The sequence below is a fragment of the Pseudomonas sp. SP16.1 genome, from assembly GCF_052682975.1.
The window spans coordinates 1,385,799-1,401,055 of the sequence record NZ_JBQYFZ010000001.1; the positions used below are offsets into that span (position 1 = coordinate 1,385,799).

Consider the following 15,257-nt stretch of genomic DNA (forward strand, 5'->3'; position numbering starts at 1 on the left):
CTCAGGACCAGGCCGCGGCCGGCAGCGGCTGCGCCGGAGCCAGGCCGCCGCGGCACTTGAGCACGCGCAGCTGTGCCGGCCGGGCCTCGATGGCCAGGCGCAGGGCCGCCGGCGACGGGTTGACCGCCTCGCCCAGCGGGCGGTAGGCGAAGGCCAGGGTCTGGCCGCTCTCGGCCGCCACTTGCAGGCGGCGCAGGGCGCGATCGTCGGCCCGCTGCGGCCAGCACAGCACCGCGCCGCAACTGCCCGAGCGCAGGCATTGTTCGGCCGCCCACAGCGCATCGCGGCTCTGGGCGTGGACGATGTTCAGCTGGCGCAGATCGATTTGCGCCGCCAGCCAGGCCTGGGGGTAGGGCAGATGAGGCGGAGCGACCAGTACCACACGCTCGCCGGCCTGGCTCAGACGTGCCAGGGTCGGCCAGAGCAGGCGCAGCTCGCCGATGCCGGGGGCGGCGACCAGCAGCTCGCTGAGTGCCGAATCGGGCCAGCCGCCGCCGGGCAGCAGGGCGTCCAGCGCGGCGTGCCCGGTCGCTTGGCGGCTGGGCGCGCGGGCAATGTCCTGGCCGCGCCAGAGGCGGCGGCTGTCGAAGAGGGGGGCGAGGGCGACCACGGCAGACATGGCGGTGAAAACTCCAAATACTGTCTATGCGTACAGTATTTGGTCTGCCTGGTTGGCGGTCAAGCCGCCGGTCGTCGCGTCGCGCACAAGCCGATGGCCGCCACTGCTGATCTCGTTCCAAAGCAGCATTGTCAGAGGTAGTCGATTAGGCTGAAGTTGCTGGCCTGTCGTCCGAGAATGAACGATGTCTTACCTATCTACCGTCCCTTCGCAGCGGCTGCGCTTGGCCAATGGTGTCGAGCTGTGCGTGGCGCAGCAGTCCTGGGCCGAGCGGGTGGGTATCTGTCTGCGGGTGGCGGCGGGCAGTCACGACGAGCCGGCCGCGTATCCGGGGCTGGCGCACTTTCTCGAGCATCTGCTGTTTCTCGGCAGCCGCGACTATGACGTCGAGCAGGGGCTGATGGCCTATGCCCAGGGCTGTGGCGGCCAGGTCAACGCCTCGACCCAGGCGCACCATACCGATTTCGTCTGCGAGCTGCCGGCCGAGCGCCTGCAGCCGGCTTTGGCGCGTCTGCTCGACATGCTGCGCCGGCCGCTGCTGGACGGCGCCGCGCAGCTGCGCGAGCGCGAGGTGCTGGATGCCGAATACCAGGCGCGCAGCCAGGATGCCGACAGCCGCATCGACCACGCCCTCGGCCAGGCGCTGGCCGCGGGGCATCGCTGCGGCGACTTCCTGGCCGGCGATCGCGCCAGCCTGGCGCTGGAGCAGGCCGCGTTCCAGCAGGCGCTGCAGGGCTATCACCGGCGCCATTACCAGGCCGGATGCATGCGTTTGGTGCTGGTCGGGCCGCAGTCGCTGGCTGAGCTGCTGGACATCGGCCGGTCCCTGCTGGAGGAGTTGCCGGCGGGCGAGGTGGTGGTGCGCCAAGCACCGCCGCCCATGCTGCCGCTACGGGCGCCCCGCCTGGCGCTGCAGCACGTCGATGCAGGCCTGTACCTGGGCTATGCCGTGCAGCTGGACGAACCCGGCCTGGCGGCGGCGCTGGAGCTGCTGCTGGAGGTGCTGCAGGACCCGGCCCCCGGCGGGCTGCTCGCCGGTCTGCGCGCGGCGCGGCTGTGCAGTCAGCTGCAGGCGCGGCTGCTGTACCGGCATGCCGGCCAGTGTCTGCTGCGCCTGGATTTTCCCGGTGCAGGGGCGGAGCAGGGCGGCCAACTGATCGCCGAGCTGCAGGGCTGGCTGCGCCGGGTGCAGGTAGAACCGGGCTGGCCGGCACGCCTGGCCGACTGGCGCCAGGCCAGGGCGCTGCGCCAGTTCGGCATGGCGCTGCTGGCATTGGCGCGCAGCCTGCAGGACGCCGAAACGGAAGTGGACGACGCCCGCCTGCTAAAGACCCTCGGCGCCTTGCTCGCGCAGCTGGCCGGTGGCGCCGGGCTGATCGAGCTCGCCTGCGATAACCAGGCGCGGCCGCCGTGGCCGGCCACCGGCCTGGCGCTGCCGCTGGCCGCATTGCCGGCACGCGAACTGCCCGCAGCGTTGCTGACCGCGAGGCTGGCGCCGGTCGAGTCGTTGCAGGCGCTGCCCGAGGTGGCGCCGCCCATCCTGCCGCTCGCGCGCTTGCGCCACTATCCCGGTGCGGCCGATGACGGGCCGGCGGCGCTGCACTGGTTCGGCGAGATTGCCGGGCAGCATTCGCTACCCCAGTTGCAGGCGATGCTGCAGGCGCGTATCGCCGATGTGCAACGCGCATGCGAACGCCTGGGCATCACCCTGCATCTCGCCGTGCAGCCGGGTGGCTGGAGCCTGGAGTTGCAGGGCGCCGCGGCCCTGCTGCCGGCCTGCAGCGCGCGACTGTTGCCGCTGCTGCTGGCGCCACCGAGCGATGCGGCCGTGCCGGCCAGCGCAGGCCTGCTGCTGCGCCAGTTGCTGCAGCGCTTGCCGGAGCTGGGCGGCGCCGAGAGCGGTTGCGGTTTGCAGGGGCTCAGCGTCGGTCTGGGGCAGGACGAGTGGGCGCGGCTCGACGCCCTGTTTGTAGCGGTCGAACCCTTGCCCGCGGGGCAGCCGCCAGCAGCGCCGAACCGCGAGCTGCTCTGGCGCAAAGTGCGGCAGCCGGGCCGCGATGCGGCGCTGGTGCTGCTGTGCCCGCTGGCGGACGTCGATGCGCGCAGCGAGGCGGCCTGGCGCATGCTCGGACACCTACTGCAGGGGCCGTTCTATCGTCGCCTGCGTGGTGAGCTGCAGCTGGGCTATGCGTTGTTCGCCGGCTACCGCCAGGTGCAGGGCGAGCGCGGCCTGCTGTTCGCCCTGCAGTCTCCGGTGTGCGATGCGACCGGCATCTTCGAGCATATCCGCAGCTTTCTCGACCAGCAGCGCCAGCGTCTTGACGAGCTGCCGGAGGTGGAGTTCGATCGCTGCCGCGAGGAACTGGCGCAGGCGCTGCGGCCGCCCAGGGGCAATGTGGCGCGCGCCGAACAGCTGTGGCAACTACAGTTGGCTGGACTGCATGAAGAGCACCCGCAACGGGTGCGCCGGGCGCTGGCCGAGCTGACGCCGGGCGAATTGCAGGTCGCGTATGCGCAGCTGATGCAATCCAGCCGGTGGCGCGTGCTGGCCAGCGGGCCGCGTTCCAACGCCTGAGGATATTCTGCAAAGACCATTACCGTCACTCCCGCGAAGGCGGGAGCCCAGGTACTACGGAGGTTGTGGATTATTCCCCTTCGGGCCAGCGCAAGGGCTGTTCAGCCTTGTAGGGTGGGCCGGGCGGCGATCCGCTTTAGCCCATGCCAACCACCGTTGGTGGGCTAAAGCCCACCCTACGGTCTTTGCACCCACTCCCAACATTTAACGCAGACATAGCCTTTTTCTTTCCTCTTCTTTTCGACGGTCTTCGCTGCGCACGGCGCGGGACTGGGCATACCGCTGGTAATCGGTGCGCCATGCGCTTCTACGCCCAAGGATTACCCGGTACTACGACCTTTCGCCTGCTACCGGTAGCAGCCCGGTCGCGGGTCGCCCGGGGCAAGCCGGGCAGGGCGCGCCAAAGCAGCAGGCAAACGCTGCCAAGGCAGCGTATGGCCGGCCCCGGTGCCTTTCGATAATCGCCTCCGACACGACTGCCCTGGCGGTCGCCACTCAAGCGGAGAGCGTTATGCACAACAAGAAGATCGCCAACCCCCGGTTTCTGCCCCTTGCCCTGACTGCGGCCGTCGCCCTGGCCGGCGCCCAGCAGGCCGCCGCCGAGATCGTCCTGTACGACAAGGACGACACCACCTTCTCCACCGACGGCTATATCAATGCCTTCTACGTCAACAGCGACGTCGATCGCGAAGGCGAGCAGTTCGACCGCCGCCAGTCGCGGGTGAAGATGGGCTTTCTGCCCAACTGGATCGGCTTCAACTTCGGCAAGCAGATCGACGATCTCAAGCTCGGCGGGCGCTCCTCGTTCTGGGTGACCATCAACGACAGCGAACAGAACGGCACCGACACCGCCATCGACGTGCGCCAGTTCTACGGCACCGTGGCCAACCCGGAGTGGGGCGAAGTGCTGGTGGGCAAGGACTTCGGCCTGTTCTCGCGCTCCAACATCTTCCTCGACGAGCTGCTGGCCGGCTACGGCAACGTCTCCGACACCCTCGGTCTGGTCGACGGCACCGGCGTGTCCTTCGGCAATATCGGCACCGGCTATCCCTATCCGTTCCCGACCTCGCAGATCACCTACCGCAACAACCACCTGGCCGAGGGCCTGCGCGTGGCGGTCGGCATCATGGACCCGGTGGACACCAACGACGACAGCGCCGTGGGCAAGGCCTACCAGGAAGAGCCGCGTTTCGAGTCGGAAGTCAGCTACCAGTTCGACCTCGGTGGCTCGACCATCTACACCTGGGTCAACGGCGCCTACCAGACCTCGGAGAACACCGACGACAGCGTCGATACCGTGACCTCCAAGGGCCTCGGCTATGGGGTGCAGGCCAAGTTCGGCGGCCTGTCGCTGACCGGCTCGGGCTTCCAGGCCAAGGGCATCAACCCCTTCTTCACCAACAACCTGGGCGAGCCGACCCTGCGCGACATCGACAGCGACGGCTACCTGCTGCAGGGCTCCTACACCTGGGGCAAGAACCGCGTGGCGCTGTCCTACGGCAAGACCGAGGACGACGGCAACGGCCTGGGCGTGGCGGCCGACTACGAGACCCGCGGCCTCGCCTACTTCCGCACCATCAACGACAACCTCAAGCTGGTTGCCGAGTACAACCAGTACGAGATCGATGCCGCCGAGGGCAGCGGTTTGAACGAGGACACCGACACCTTCGCGGTGGGTGCCGTGCTCAGCTGGTAAACGCCGTTGCACAGGGCCGGGCAGGGGGCGACCCCTGCCCGGTCTTTTTTCGTCTGTGATCAGCCCGTGGGGTGTCGCGGGGCCGCCCAGGCCGTGCGCGCCGACGCATGACGCCCGGTGCGCGCGATCTGGGCGGTTGCAAAGGCCCGAGCCAGTTCCCGGTTACCGATGGTGCGCACGGTGTTCAGCCGGGGGACATAGGTAACGGGTGTCGGGAGACATAGGTAACGCATTTAGGCTTACGGCGTTCATCGAATCGGGAGATCGAGTGATGCCGTGGCCGGAGCGCAGCACTATGTCGATAAAACGTGAGTTTGTTCTGCTGGCGGGGCAGCCCGAAAGTAATGTGCGGGAGCTTTGTCGGCGCTATGGCATCAGTCCCAGGACGGGGTACAAATGGCTGGCTCGGTACCGTGAGCACGGCGATGCCGGTTTGCAGGATCGCTCCCGACGTCCCTTGAGCAGCCCAGGGCGCAGCGATCCGACGTTGGAGCAAACGGTGGTGCAATTGCATCACCGCTACCCCTACTGGGGGGCTCGCAAGCTGCGAAGCTTGTTGCTGGCTGCGGATATTGCTCCGCCCCATCACAGCACGATCGATGCGATCCTCAAGCGCCACGATTGTCGCGTCCTCTACCACAACGAACAGACGCAACCGCCGGCTAGCCACCGTTTCGAGCATCCAAACCCGAACGACCTCTGGCAGATCGACTTCAAGGGTCACCTTCCCCTCAACGATCGCCGTTCGTCTCGCTGTCATCCCCTGACACTGTTGGACGACCACTCGCGCTTTTCTCTCTGCCTGCAAGCCTGCGAGGGAGAGCGGCTGGAGCTGGTCAAACCGCATCTGATCGATGTCTTTCGCCAATACGGCTTGCCGCTGCGCATAACCGCCGACAACGGACCGCCCTGGGGCTCCAATATCGCCAGTGGACTATCCACGCTGGAGGTTTGGCTGATGCGCTTGGGGATCGAGGTCAGCCATAGCCGGCCTCATCACCCGCAGACTCAGGGCAAGCTGGAGCGCTTCCACCAGACACTGAAACGTGAAGTGCTGCATCGCTCGTTCAGCGACTTGCAGCACTGTCAGCGGGCGATGAACCGGTGGCGAGACGAATACAACCACTACCGTCCGCACGAAGCGCTGGACCAACGGCCGCCCATAGAACGCTATCGGCCCAGCCCACGTAGCTACCCGGAACAACTGCCAACAATCGAGTACGAACCGGGAGATCACGTGGTGAAAGTACGTCGGACCGGGCAGGTGTATTTCAAAGGACTCAACGTCTTCGTCAGCGGCGGTTTGTACGGGGAGAGGGTCGCCATCCGCCCCACCGCCGAAGATGGCGTCTACGATGTGGTTTTCATCCGCAAAGCGCTACGTCAGATAGACCTGAGGCAACGGGCAACATGATCATCAACCTGTTACCCATGTCTCCCGACAGGTGTTTACCATGTCCCCCGGCTGAACACACGGCGCACCCTACAGAGGCCTGCCGCCCTCGCGCACGGCGCACCCTACCTAGGAAGGCCAGACCCAGTACTCAAGTAGCATGGGGCGCGGGCCGCCTGCTTCGTAGAATTTCCCCATATCCAGCAGGTGTATTGGGGCGTCTTATGGCCTTGGAACAGTCGGAAGGCGTGCTCAGCGCCGTTTCCAGCACGAAGGATGTGGAGCTGGCGGCCCAGGAGCTGGCGCGCCAGTTGATCCATCCCTACCTCGGCTTCGTGCTGTTCTTCTGCTCGGCCGAGTACGACCTCGAAGCCCTCGGCCAGACCCTGGAGCAGCATTTCGGCGGCGTCAGCCTGGTCGGCTGCACCAGCGCCGGCGAGATCACTCCGCAGGGCTACGGTCGCGGTTGCGTGGTGGCGCTGGGCTTCGACCACCGCTGCTTCTCCATCGCCAGCGCGCTGATCGACGAGATGGAGCGCTTCAACCTGCTCGATGCGCAGCAACTGGTGGACGGCCTGGTGCGCGACTGCCGCAGCAACGAGCTGGCCTCGATCAAGGGCCACAGCTTCGCCCTGACCCTGCTCGACGGCCTGTCCAGCCGCGAGGAACTGGTGCTCGGCGCGCTCAGCGCGGCGCTGGGCAGCATCCCGCATTTCGGCGGCTCGGCCGGCGACGACAACCACCTGACCCACACCCACGTCTACCACGGCGGACGCTTCCACAGCGGCGCGGCGGTGGTGGTGCTGTTCAACACCTGGCTGGACTTCGAGGTGTTCAGCACCCACCACATCCAGCCCAGCGCCGAGAAATTGGTGGTCACCCGCGCCGACAGCACCAGCCGGCGGGTCTTTGAGCTCAACGCCGCGCCGGCCGCGCAGGAGTACGCCGAGCTGATCGGCGTGCCGCTGGATGCGCTGGATCACCGGGTATTCGCCGCCTATCCGCTGGCGGTGCGCATCAGCGATCACTACTACGTGCGCTCGATCCAGCGGGTGCACGAGGACCTCAGCCTGAGTTTCTACTGCGCGGTGGAGAACGGTATCGTCCTCACCGCCATGCGTCCCGGGCCGTTGCTGCCGAATCTCGAACAGCTGTTCACCGGCCTCGAGCAGCGCCTCGGTCCTCTGCTGCTGACCATCGGCTGCGACTGCTTCCTGCGCCGCCTGGAGATCGAGAACGACGGCGGCAGCCAGCCGGTGTCGGCCTTCCTGCGTCAGCAGCGGGTGATAGGTTTCAACACCTACGGAGAGCAGTTCAATGGCATGCACATCAACCAGACCTTCACTGGAGTCGCCATTGGCCGCCCCGGTCGCGGCTGATGGCACCGAGCTGCAGGCGCGCCTGGCCGAGCTGGAAGGCGAGAACGCCAAGCTCAGGCGGATCAACGCCGCGCTGATCGAGCGGGTGGAATCGATCCACTCGCGCGGCGACGACGCCTACGCCGCCTTCCAGCACTCGGTGGTGCTGGCCGAGCAGGTGCGCGAGCGCACCGACGCGCTGAACCAGGCGATGGCCGAACTGAAATCCAGCAACCAGCTGCTCAGCGACGCGCGGCTGCGCGCCGAGACCGCCCACCAGCACCTGATCGACGCCATCGAGAGCATCTCCGACGCCTTCGTGCTGTTCGACGACCGCCAGCGCATCGTCCTGTTCAACAGTCGTTTCAAGGCGCTGTGGGCGCGCAGCCGCGCGCGCATCGGCACCGGCACGCGGCTGGAGGAGATCAAGCGCCTGAGTCGCAGCACCGGCCTGGTGGTCGAGGCGCAGCTGGGCAAGGAGGGCGAGCCGAGCCTGTTCCGCCTGCAGGACGGGCGCTGGGTGCAGGTCAGCGAGCGACCGACCCGCGAGGGCGGGCTGGTGATCCTCTACACCGACATCACCGAGGTCAAGCAGAGCGAGGCGCTGCGCCGCGAGCAGGCGCTGGCGCAGAAATCGCGGCTGCTGCAGCGCGCGGTGGACAACCTGTCGCAGGGCATGGCGATGGTCAACGCCGAGGGTGCGCTGGAGCTGTGGAACCACCGCTTCCTCGAGCTCTGCGGCCTGGCGCCGATCAGTGCGCACCGGCCCTTCGCCGAGGTGATGGCCGAGAGCGAGCTGGAGCCGCTGACTCCCGCCAGCCGCGACGCCAGCGGCAAGCCGCTGCGTCAGGTCGAGGTGCGCCTGTTCGACGGGCGCATGCTCGAGGTGCGCACCCATCCGCTGCCCACCGGCGGCTTCGTCAACAGCTTCACCGACATCACCGAACGCCATCGCCAGGCCCAGGCGCTGAGCGAGAGCGAGCGCTGGATACGCCTGATCACCGACCACGTGCCGGCGCTGATCGCCTACCTCTCGGCCGACCTGGTCTACGAATTCACCAACAAGGTCTACGAGGAGTGGTACTGCTGGCCGCGCGGCGCCATGCTCGGCCAGAGCCTGCGCGCGGTGCACAGCGAGGAACATTGCCGGCGCCTGGAACCCTACGTCGAGCGGGCGCTGTCCGGCGAGAGCGTGACCTTCGAGTTCGCCGAGACCAACCACAGCGGCCAGGAGCGCTACATGCTGCGTTCCTACGTGCCCAACCGCCAGGCCAGCGGCGAGGTGGTGGGCATCTTCGTGCTGATCCGCGACATCACCGAACGCCGCCGCACTGCCGAGGCCCTGCACCAGGCCTACCAGCACCTGGAACAGCGCGTGCGCGAGCGCACCGCCGAGCTGACCACGGTCAACGACCAGCTGCGCCGCGAGATCGACGAACGTACGCAGATGGAGGCGCGCCTGCGCGAGGCCAAGGGCGAGGCCGAGCAGGCCAACCTGTCCAAGACCAAGTTCCTCGCCGCGGTCAGCCACGACCTGCTGCAGCCGCTCAACGCCGCGCGGCTGTTCACCAGCGCCTTGCTGGAGAAGAAGGATCTATCCGGCTGCGCGCCGCTGGTGCGCAACGTCAGCAACTCGCTGGAAGATGTCGAGAGCCTGCTCGGTACGCTGGTCGACATCTCCAAGCTCGACGCCGGGGTGATCAAACCGGATATCGCACCGTTCGCCGTCAGCGAGCTGTTGGAGAACCTCGCCGCCGAATACCACCAGATCGCCGGCAGCGAGGGCCTGCGCCTGGACTACCTGCCCAGCTCGGCGCTGGTGCGCAGCGACGTGCAGCTGCTGGCGCGGATTCTGCGCAATTTCCTCAGTAACGCCATCCGCTACACCGCCAGCGGGCGCATCCTGCTCGGTTGCCGGCGGCGCGGCAACAGCCTGTCGATCGAGGTCTGGGATACCGGCATCGGCATCGCCCCGGACAAGCTCGGCGAGATCTTCCAGGAGTTCAAGCGCGGCGACACGGTGCAGCGCAAACAGGATCGCGGCCTCGGCCTGGGCCTGGCCATCGTCGACAAGATCGCGCGCATGCTCGGCCACCGCATTCGCGTAGCGTCGCAGCCGGGCAGGGGCTCGATGTTCGCCGTCGAGGTGCCGCTGACCCGCCGCGCGCCCAAGGCGCGGGCGCTGCAGGACAGCCCCGACCAGCTGCTCGAGCGCCTGGCCGGCGCGCGGGTGTGGGTGCTGGACAACGACGCGGCGATCTGCGCCGGCATGCGCACCCTGCTCGAAGGCTGGGGCTGCCGGGTGGTCACGGCGCTATCGGAGGAAGACCTGGCGCGCCAGGTGGACAACTACCACGCCGACGCCGACCTGCTGATCGCCGACTACCACCTCGACGACGAGCGCAACGGCGTCGACGCCGTGGCGCAGATCAACGCCCGGCGCAGCGCGCCGCTGCCGGCGCTGATGATCACCGCCAACTACAGCAACGAGCTCAAGCAGCAGATGCGCGAGCTGGGCCACAGCCTGCTGCACAAGCCGGTGCGGCCGATGAAGCTGAAGGCGGCGATGAGTCATCTGATGGAGCGGGGCGGGCAGGCGGGATAGGGCCATAGCGCCTAACGCGGGCTGCACAGGGGCATGCCCGCGCGTTGACGGTGGGGTGGCAACGCGCTCGTTCACGGCCAGTGCAGAACCCCGGGTGCAAGCTACATAAACCGGCACGCTGCAAAGGCAATCCCTCAGCCAATCCCCACTCAATCCCCACGCGGCCCACAAGCGCCCCTATCCCGATGTTCGTAATCTGGCCCCACGCAGTCGCCAGCCGGGCACTGCTCAGAGCCAGAACATCGAGAGGATAGCGCCATGTCACTCGCACTTGCCGAAACACCGATCACCACCCCGGACTTTGATGCCATCAAGAGCAAGCAGAAACTCATGTGGGCGTCGGGCAATTACGCCAAGGTCGGCAGTACCCTGCAGCTGTCCGGAGAGTTGCTGTGCGAAAGCATGGGACTGAGCGCAGGCCAGACCGTATTGGATGTTGCTGCGGGCAATGGCAACGCGACGCTCGCTGCCGCACGCCGCTTCTGCCGGGTCACCTCGACCGACTACGTCCAGGATCTGCTGGATCAGAGCATGGTCCGTGCGCAGGCCGAAGGGATGCAGGTGAACTACCAGCTCGCCGACGCCGAGAACCTGCCCTTCGCCGACAATCAGTACGACAACGTGGTCTCCACCTTCGGTGTGATGTTCGCGCCGAATCAGGTCAAGGCAGCGTCGGAATTGCTGCGCGTGTGCAAGCCGGGCGGCAGGATCGGTCTGGCCAACTGGACTCCGGACAGTTTTATCGGCCAGCTATTCAAGACCATCGGCCGCTATGTGCCGCCACCGGCGGGCGTCAGCTCACCGGCCAACTGGGGGAGCGAGTCCTTCATCGAAGTGAACTTCGCGCCACAGGCACAGCACATGGCCATCCAGCGGCGTGATTTTCTGTTCCGTTATCTGTCTGCCCAGCATTGGCTGGAAGAGTTCCGCACCTACTACGGCCCAACGCACAAAGCCTTCAACGCGCTGGTCAGTGAGCAGCAGCTTGCATTGGCCAATGACATTCTCGGCCTGCTGGAAAAGTACAACGTCGCCATCGACGGGACGCTGATCGTGCCTTCCACCTACCTGGAAATCGTGATCACGAAAAAGGTCTGATGCGCGGGCGTGGCCAATGCTAGCCGTACCTGTCGCCTGGCCTAGCAGGCTGTTGAAAAACTACCTGCGTGGCCATTGCTGCGTTAAAAACAGGCTCAAAATGCTCATTTACAGCTCGTAAACTCCGCTTTTTCGCCTGTTTTTGCCTTGCACTGGCTGCCTCGCCTACGTTTTTCAACGGCCTGCTAGAAGTTCGCCAGGCGCAGGCCTTTGCTGAGGGTCTGGCGGAAACTGTCTTCGGTGAAAGGTAGCGCGACGAAGAAGTGTCTGGCACTGGCACTCGGGTGACGTGACAAGACTTGCTGACGCCAGTACTGCGCCTTGTCCGCCTGCTGATTCAGGGCATGGATCAATGCCGCGATCATCTGCACCAGATAGTGCGCACCGGGTGTACGGACAGCCAGGTCAATCGCCTTTATGGCATTTTCCATGTCGCCCATGCGCAGATAGCTCAGGGCGCGAACCGCATAGTTGGCGTAAAGCAACGGATCCAGCGGACTCAGATGCAGCGCCAGTTCCGAATTCGCGATGCAGTCCTCGGTCCGTCCCTGCAGCGTATTGACCAGCGCGCGCGAATAATGGCCTTGGGCAAAGTTCGGACTCAGTTCCACGGAGCGCTGCAGCCAGCTCTGGCTGATATCCGCCTCGCCTTCCAGCATCAGCGAACGTCCCAGGTTGAAGTTGGTAAACGGATCCAGCCCATCGAGTTCGACGCCGGTTTCGGCAAAGCGCCGGGCATCGGCAATCGCGCGATTCACATCCTGATCGTAATTGAGAAAGGCATCCTGAAAACGGGTGAACGACAGCCCGGCATAGGCGCGGGCAAAGCGCGAGTCCAGCCTTATCGCTTCGCGAAAATACTGAGCGGCCTGCTGGTTGGCCTGCGGCGTAAAGCGGTACATGTGGCGAAGACCGAGATGGTAATTGCCCCAGGCGTCGAGGCGTTGTGTCGACGTCAGCGATGCCTGACTGGCCTCATGCATCGGGACATAGATCTCAAGCGAAGCAATCACCCGCGCCAGAATCTGTTCGCGCGCCCCGTGCACGCGATCCTGAGACAAATCGAAACGATCCGCCCAGACCAGATCACCCAGCTGACAATCCGCCAGTTCCAGGTGCAACTCCCGCCGCGCGCCCCAGGTGGAGAGGGTGCCGCATAGGGCATAGCGCAGCTTCAGTTGTTGCCCGAGCAGACGCAGGTCGGTATCGGGAAGGCGAAAACGAAACGCCGTGCCGTGGGCAATCACCCGAAGCCAGCGCAGGCGGGAAAGTTCCTGAATCACATCATGCGCCATGGCTTCGGAGATCAACGCGGAAAAAGGATCATCGCCAAGATTGTGGAACGGCAGGACGATCAGCGAGGGTTTTCCCTGTAGCGCGAAGGGTTGAGAGTCGGGGACTTCGATCAACGACAGGTCCGGCGCAGATGGGCTTTCGATGTCGACGACGACCGCTGACGCGGCAGGTGTTTCGCTCACCTGCGCGACGAAACGAAACCCTCTGCCGCGCAGGGTGCGGATAAAGCGCTGACTGTCGCCGTCATCCTGCAAGGCCTTGCGCAGGGTTTTCACGCAGGTGGTGACCGCCGAATCCGAAGTACAGCGCCCCCGCCAGAGTTGCTCGATGATCTCGTCCTTGCTCACCACCCGCTCACGATTACGGATCAGGAGCAGTAACAAGTCATACGCGCGAGGTTCAAGCGAAACCTCCTCGTTCCCGCGTGTCAACGAGGCATGCTCGATATTGATCTCGAACTCATCGAAGCGATATTGCATGGGCAAAGATTTTTCGGCCGGAACTGAAAAAGCGCACGTGCTGCAGAACTAGAACCAGGCACACGGATTCGACTACCGGTTTAACGGTCGCCGATCTTCACCCTTAGACTTTAGTTGAAATTGATTCCAGCCATTGATGGAACGTGGGGCGGGGCTTGAGCCACGTTAACGCGGCGCGCCTGTCAGTAGCCCGGATGCAATCCGGGGCAGGGCCCGTGATCGATCCCGGATTTCATCCTGGCTACGAACCTGTAGGTTGGATGTCGCTTTTTACCTCCACCGCAGCGGTGGATCGGAGAAGCCTGATCCACGCTAATGAATCTGCGCGCGCTCAATCATCGGCAATCAGGCGCTTGCCCAGGCTGACCAGCGGCTCGATCCGGTAACCCAGGCGCTCGTAGAACGCCAGCACTGCCTGATTGCCGTCGCGCACCTGCAGGTTGAGCTTGGGGCAGCCCAGCGCTTCGAGGCGTTGCTCGACGGCGGTCATCAACTGGCGGCCCAGGCCGCGGCGGCGCTGCGTGGGGCAGACCGCGAGGTAGTTGACCCAGCCGCGATGACCGTCGAAACCGGCCATCGCCGAGGCCACCAGCTGGCCGTCGACCTCGCCGACGAGAAACAGCTCCGGCTGCACGCCGAGCTTGCGGCGGATGTCCTGCTGCGGATCGTTCCACGGCCGAGTCAGCTCACAGCGTTGCCACAGATCGATGACCGCGGCCTCGTCGGCCGGCTGGAAGGGGCGGATATGCATGGCGGGCTCCAGGAGTGGCGAGCCGCCGTTTTTAGCACATCGCCAGGGGCTAGCGGCGCAGATAGGCTGCGAAGTCGATATCGCCGGCCGAGAGGATGGCCTGCACCCGGTTGTGCACGCCCAGCTTGCGCAGGATGGCGGAGACGTGGGCCTTGACCGTGGTTTCGGCGATATCCAGGCTGTAGGCGATCTGCTTGTTCGACTCGCCCTTGGTCATGCGCTCGAGCACTAGAAGCTGCTTGCGCGTCAGCGCCTGCAGCAGCTCCGGCGGGATGCTGTGGGTGTCGGTGTGGTGGCGATGGCCGCCGCTCTTCTGCGAGCGGATGATGTCCGGCGGCAGGTAGACGTTGCCGTCGAGGATCTGCGCGATGGCCTCGGTCATCTGCACGCGCGGCGAGGACTTGGTGATGAAACCCACCGCGCCGTAGGTGATGGCCTGCAGCACGATCTGCTTGTCCTGCTCGGCGGAGACGATCACCACCGGGATGGTCGGCGCCTCGTTGCGCAGGTTCATCAGCCCGCTCAGGCCATGCATGCCGGGCATGTTCAGGTCGAGCAGGATCAGGTCGAGATCGTCGTGCTGCTGGGTCAGCTCCAGGGCGCTGTCCAGGTCGGCGGTCTCCATGATCTCGCTGCCGGGGAAGCCGTCGGCGATGACGTTGTGGATGGCTTCGCGAAACAGCGGGTGGTCGTCGGCAATCAGAATCTTGTACATGGCCTTTCACCTCGTTGTTGTGATTATGGTGCGGCGTTGGGGGTGAGGAAAGCGCCGGGCAGTTCGGCCGGCTGGGCGGGCACCAGCGGCAGGCCGGCCTGCTCCCAGGCGTCGATGCCGTCACGGTACCAGTACAGCTGGCGATAGCCCAGCTGGTGAGCGCGGCGCGCGGCGTTCCAGCTCAGCCAGCAGTCGGAGCGGCAGTAGAACACCAGCGGCCAGTCCGGGTCGCCCTTGCTAGCGCTGCGCAGGTGGGTTTCAAAGTAGCGCTGCCAGCGCGGCTCGAGCTGGCCATCGCCGGTGTTGGCCAGCCACAGGCTGCCGGGCAGGTTGGCGTGGGCCTCGTCCTCGACGAAGCGGCCATTCAGCCAGGTGCGGCGGTAGACGTCGATCAGGCGGGTGTGCGGCTGTTCGCGCAGCAGGCGCTGCAGGGCCGGGGTGTCGAGGGTGCGCGCGCCTTCCAGCGTGGCCGGGGTGGGGCTGCGGTACTGCGTCTGGCGGTAGCCGTCGGCGGCGAACAGGGCGACTTCGGCCAGCGTCACGGGGGCTAGCAGGCAGGTGCCGAGTAGCAGCCCCGCGTGCAGGGCAAGGCAGTGTTTCATGACCGTGGGCCTCTGTTCTTTTTATGGGGGTATTAGAGGCCCGGACCGCTGCGTTGGGAATTCTACGATG

General features: G+C 65.7%; 10 protein-coding genes and 1 pseudogene. 6 read left to right on the plus strand and 5 right to left on the minus strand.

Annotated elements, in window-relative coordinates; genetic code table 11:
- Position 1 precedes the first annotated feature (1 nt).
- Entirely contained in the window at positions 2-619 is a 618-nt protein-coding gene (imuA, locus tag ACUTAF_RS06745; protein ID WP_445579248.1) for a translesion DNA synthesis-associated protein ImuA, read from the minus strand.
- Between the two features lie 184 nt (positions 620-803).
- Between imuA and pqqF the strand changes: the two genes are divergently transcribed.
- From pqqF to ACUTAF_RS06775, 6 genes and pseudogenes are all read left to right on the plus strand, one after another.
- Positions 804-3,194, plus strand: a complete 2,391-nt coding sequence (pqqF, locus tag ACUTAF_RS06750; RefSeq protein ID WP_445579249.1) for a pyrroloquinoline quinone biosynthesis protein PqqF — start codon at positions 804-806, stop codon at positions 3,192-3,194.
- A 511-nt stretch (positions 3,195-3,705) separates the two neighbouring features.
- Positions 3,706-4,890: a porin gene (locus ACUTAF_RS06755; RefSeq protein WP_445579250.1), complete on the plus strand. Its 1,185-nt coding sequence runs from the start codon at positions 3,706-3,708 to the stop codon at positions 4,888-4,890.
- A 271-nt stretch (positions 4,891-5,161) separates the two neighbouring features.
- A pseudogene (locus ACUTAF_RS06760) lies at positions 5,162-6,359 on the plus strand (IS481 family transposase).
- A gap of 148 nt (positions 6,360-6,507) precedes the next feature.
- Entirely contained in the window at positions 6,508-7,662 is a 1,155-nt protein-coding gene (gene nosP / locus ACUTAF_RS06765) for a nitric oxide-sensing protein NosP (RefSeq protein ID WP_445579251.1), read from the plus strand.
- Complete coding sequence (gene nahK / locus ACUTAF_RS06770) at positions 7,601-10,246, plus strand: hybrid sensor histidine kinase/response regulator NahK/ErcS' (RefSeq protein ID WP_445579252.1); 2,646 nt, start codon at positions 7,601-7,603, stop codon at positions 10,244-10,246. The genes nosP and nahK overlap by 62 nt, the downstream gene beginning before the upstream one ends.
- Before the next feature lie 285 nt (positions 10,247-10,531).
- The gene (locus tag ACUTAF_RS06775; RefSeq protein ID WP_445582414.1) at positions 10,532-11,344 is read left to right on the plus strand and encodes a class I SAM-dependent methyltransferase; all 813 of its coding nucleotides are present in this window, start codon (positions 10,532-10,534) and stop codon (positions 11,342-11,344) included.
- Positions 11,345-11,529: 185 nt separating this feature from the next.
- On the opposite strand, the gene ACUTAF_RS06780 is transcribed toward ACUTAF_RS06775, so the two are convergent.
- The 4 genes from ACUTAF_RS06780 to ACUTAF_RS06795 form a co-directional block, all read right to left on the minus strand.
- Positions 11,530-13,119 (minus strand): winged helix-turn-helix domain-containing tetratricopeptide repeat protein, encoded by a 1,590-nt coding sequence (locus tag ACUTAF_RS06780; RefSeq protein ID WP_445579253.1) that lies wholly within the window; start codon positions 13,117-13,119, stop codon positions 11,530-11,532.
- Between the two features lie 331 nt (positions 13,120-13,450).
- Positions 13,451-13,870, minus strand: coding sequence for a GNAT family acetyltransferase (locus tag ACUTAF_RS06785; protein ID WP_445579254.1), 420 nt, complete (start codon positions 13,868-13,870; stop codon positions 13,451-13,453).
- Between the two features lie 49 nt (positions 13,871-13,919).
- Positions 13,920-14,585, minus strand: a complete 666-nt coding sequence (locus ACUTAF_RS06790) for a response regulator (protein WP_445579255.1) — start codon at positions 14,583-14,585, stop codon at positions 13,920-13,922.
- A gap of 23 nt (positions 14,586-14,608) precedes the next feature.
- Complete coding sequence (locus ACUTAF_RS06795; protein ID WP_445579256.1) at positions 14,609-15,187, minus strand: PQQ-dependent catabolism-associated CXXCW motif protein; 579 nt, start codon at positions 15,185-15,187, stop codon at positions 14,609-14,611.
- Positions 15,188-15,257 lie beyond the last annotated feature (70 nt).

Excerpts from the sequence above, each read along its gene's own strand:
- nosP (WP_445579251.1), top strand. The coding sequence starts at position 6,508 with ATGGCCTTGGAACAGTCGGAAGGCGTGCTCAGCGCCGTTTCCAGCACG.
- nahK (WP_445579252.1), top strand. The coding sequence starts at position 7,601 with ATGGCATGCACATCAACCAGACCTTCACTGGAGTCGCCATTGGCCGCC.
- ACUTAF_RS06780 (WP_445579253.1), bottom strand. The coding sequence starts at position 13,119 with ATGCAATATCGCTTCGATGAGTTCGAGATCAATATCGAGCATGCCTCG.
- ACUTAF_RS06755 (WP_445579250.1), top strand. The coding sequence starts at position 3,706 with ATGCACAACAAGAAGATCGCCAACCCCCGGTTTCTGCCCCTTGCCCTG.
- ACUTAF_RS06795 (WP_445579256.1), bottom strand. The coding sequence starts at position 15,187 with ATGAAACACTGCCTTGCCCTGCACGCGGGGCTGCTACTCGGCACCTGC.
- ACUTAF_RS06790 (WP_445579255.1), bottom strand. The coding sequence starts at position 14,585 with ATGTACAAGATTCTGATTGCCGACGACCACCCGCTGTTTCGCGAAGCC.
- pqqF (WP_445579249.1), top strand. The coding sequence starts at position 804 with ATGTCTTACCTATCTACCGTCCCTTCGCAGCGGCTGCGCTTGGCCAAT.
- imuA (WP_445579248.1), bottom strand. The coding sequence starts at position 619 with ATGTCTGCCGTGGTCGCCCTCGCCCCCCTCTTCGACAGCCGCCGCCTC.
- ACUTAF_RS06785 (WP_445579254.1), bottom strand. The coding sequence starts at position 13,870 with ATGCATATCCGCCCCTTCCAGCCGGCCGACGAGGCCGCGGTCATCGAT.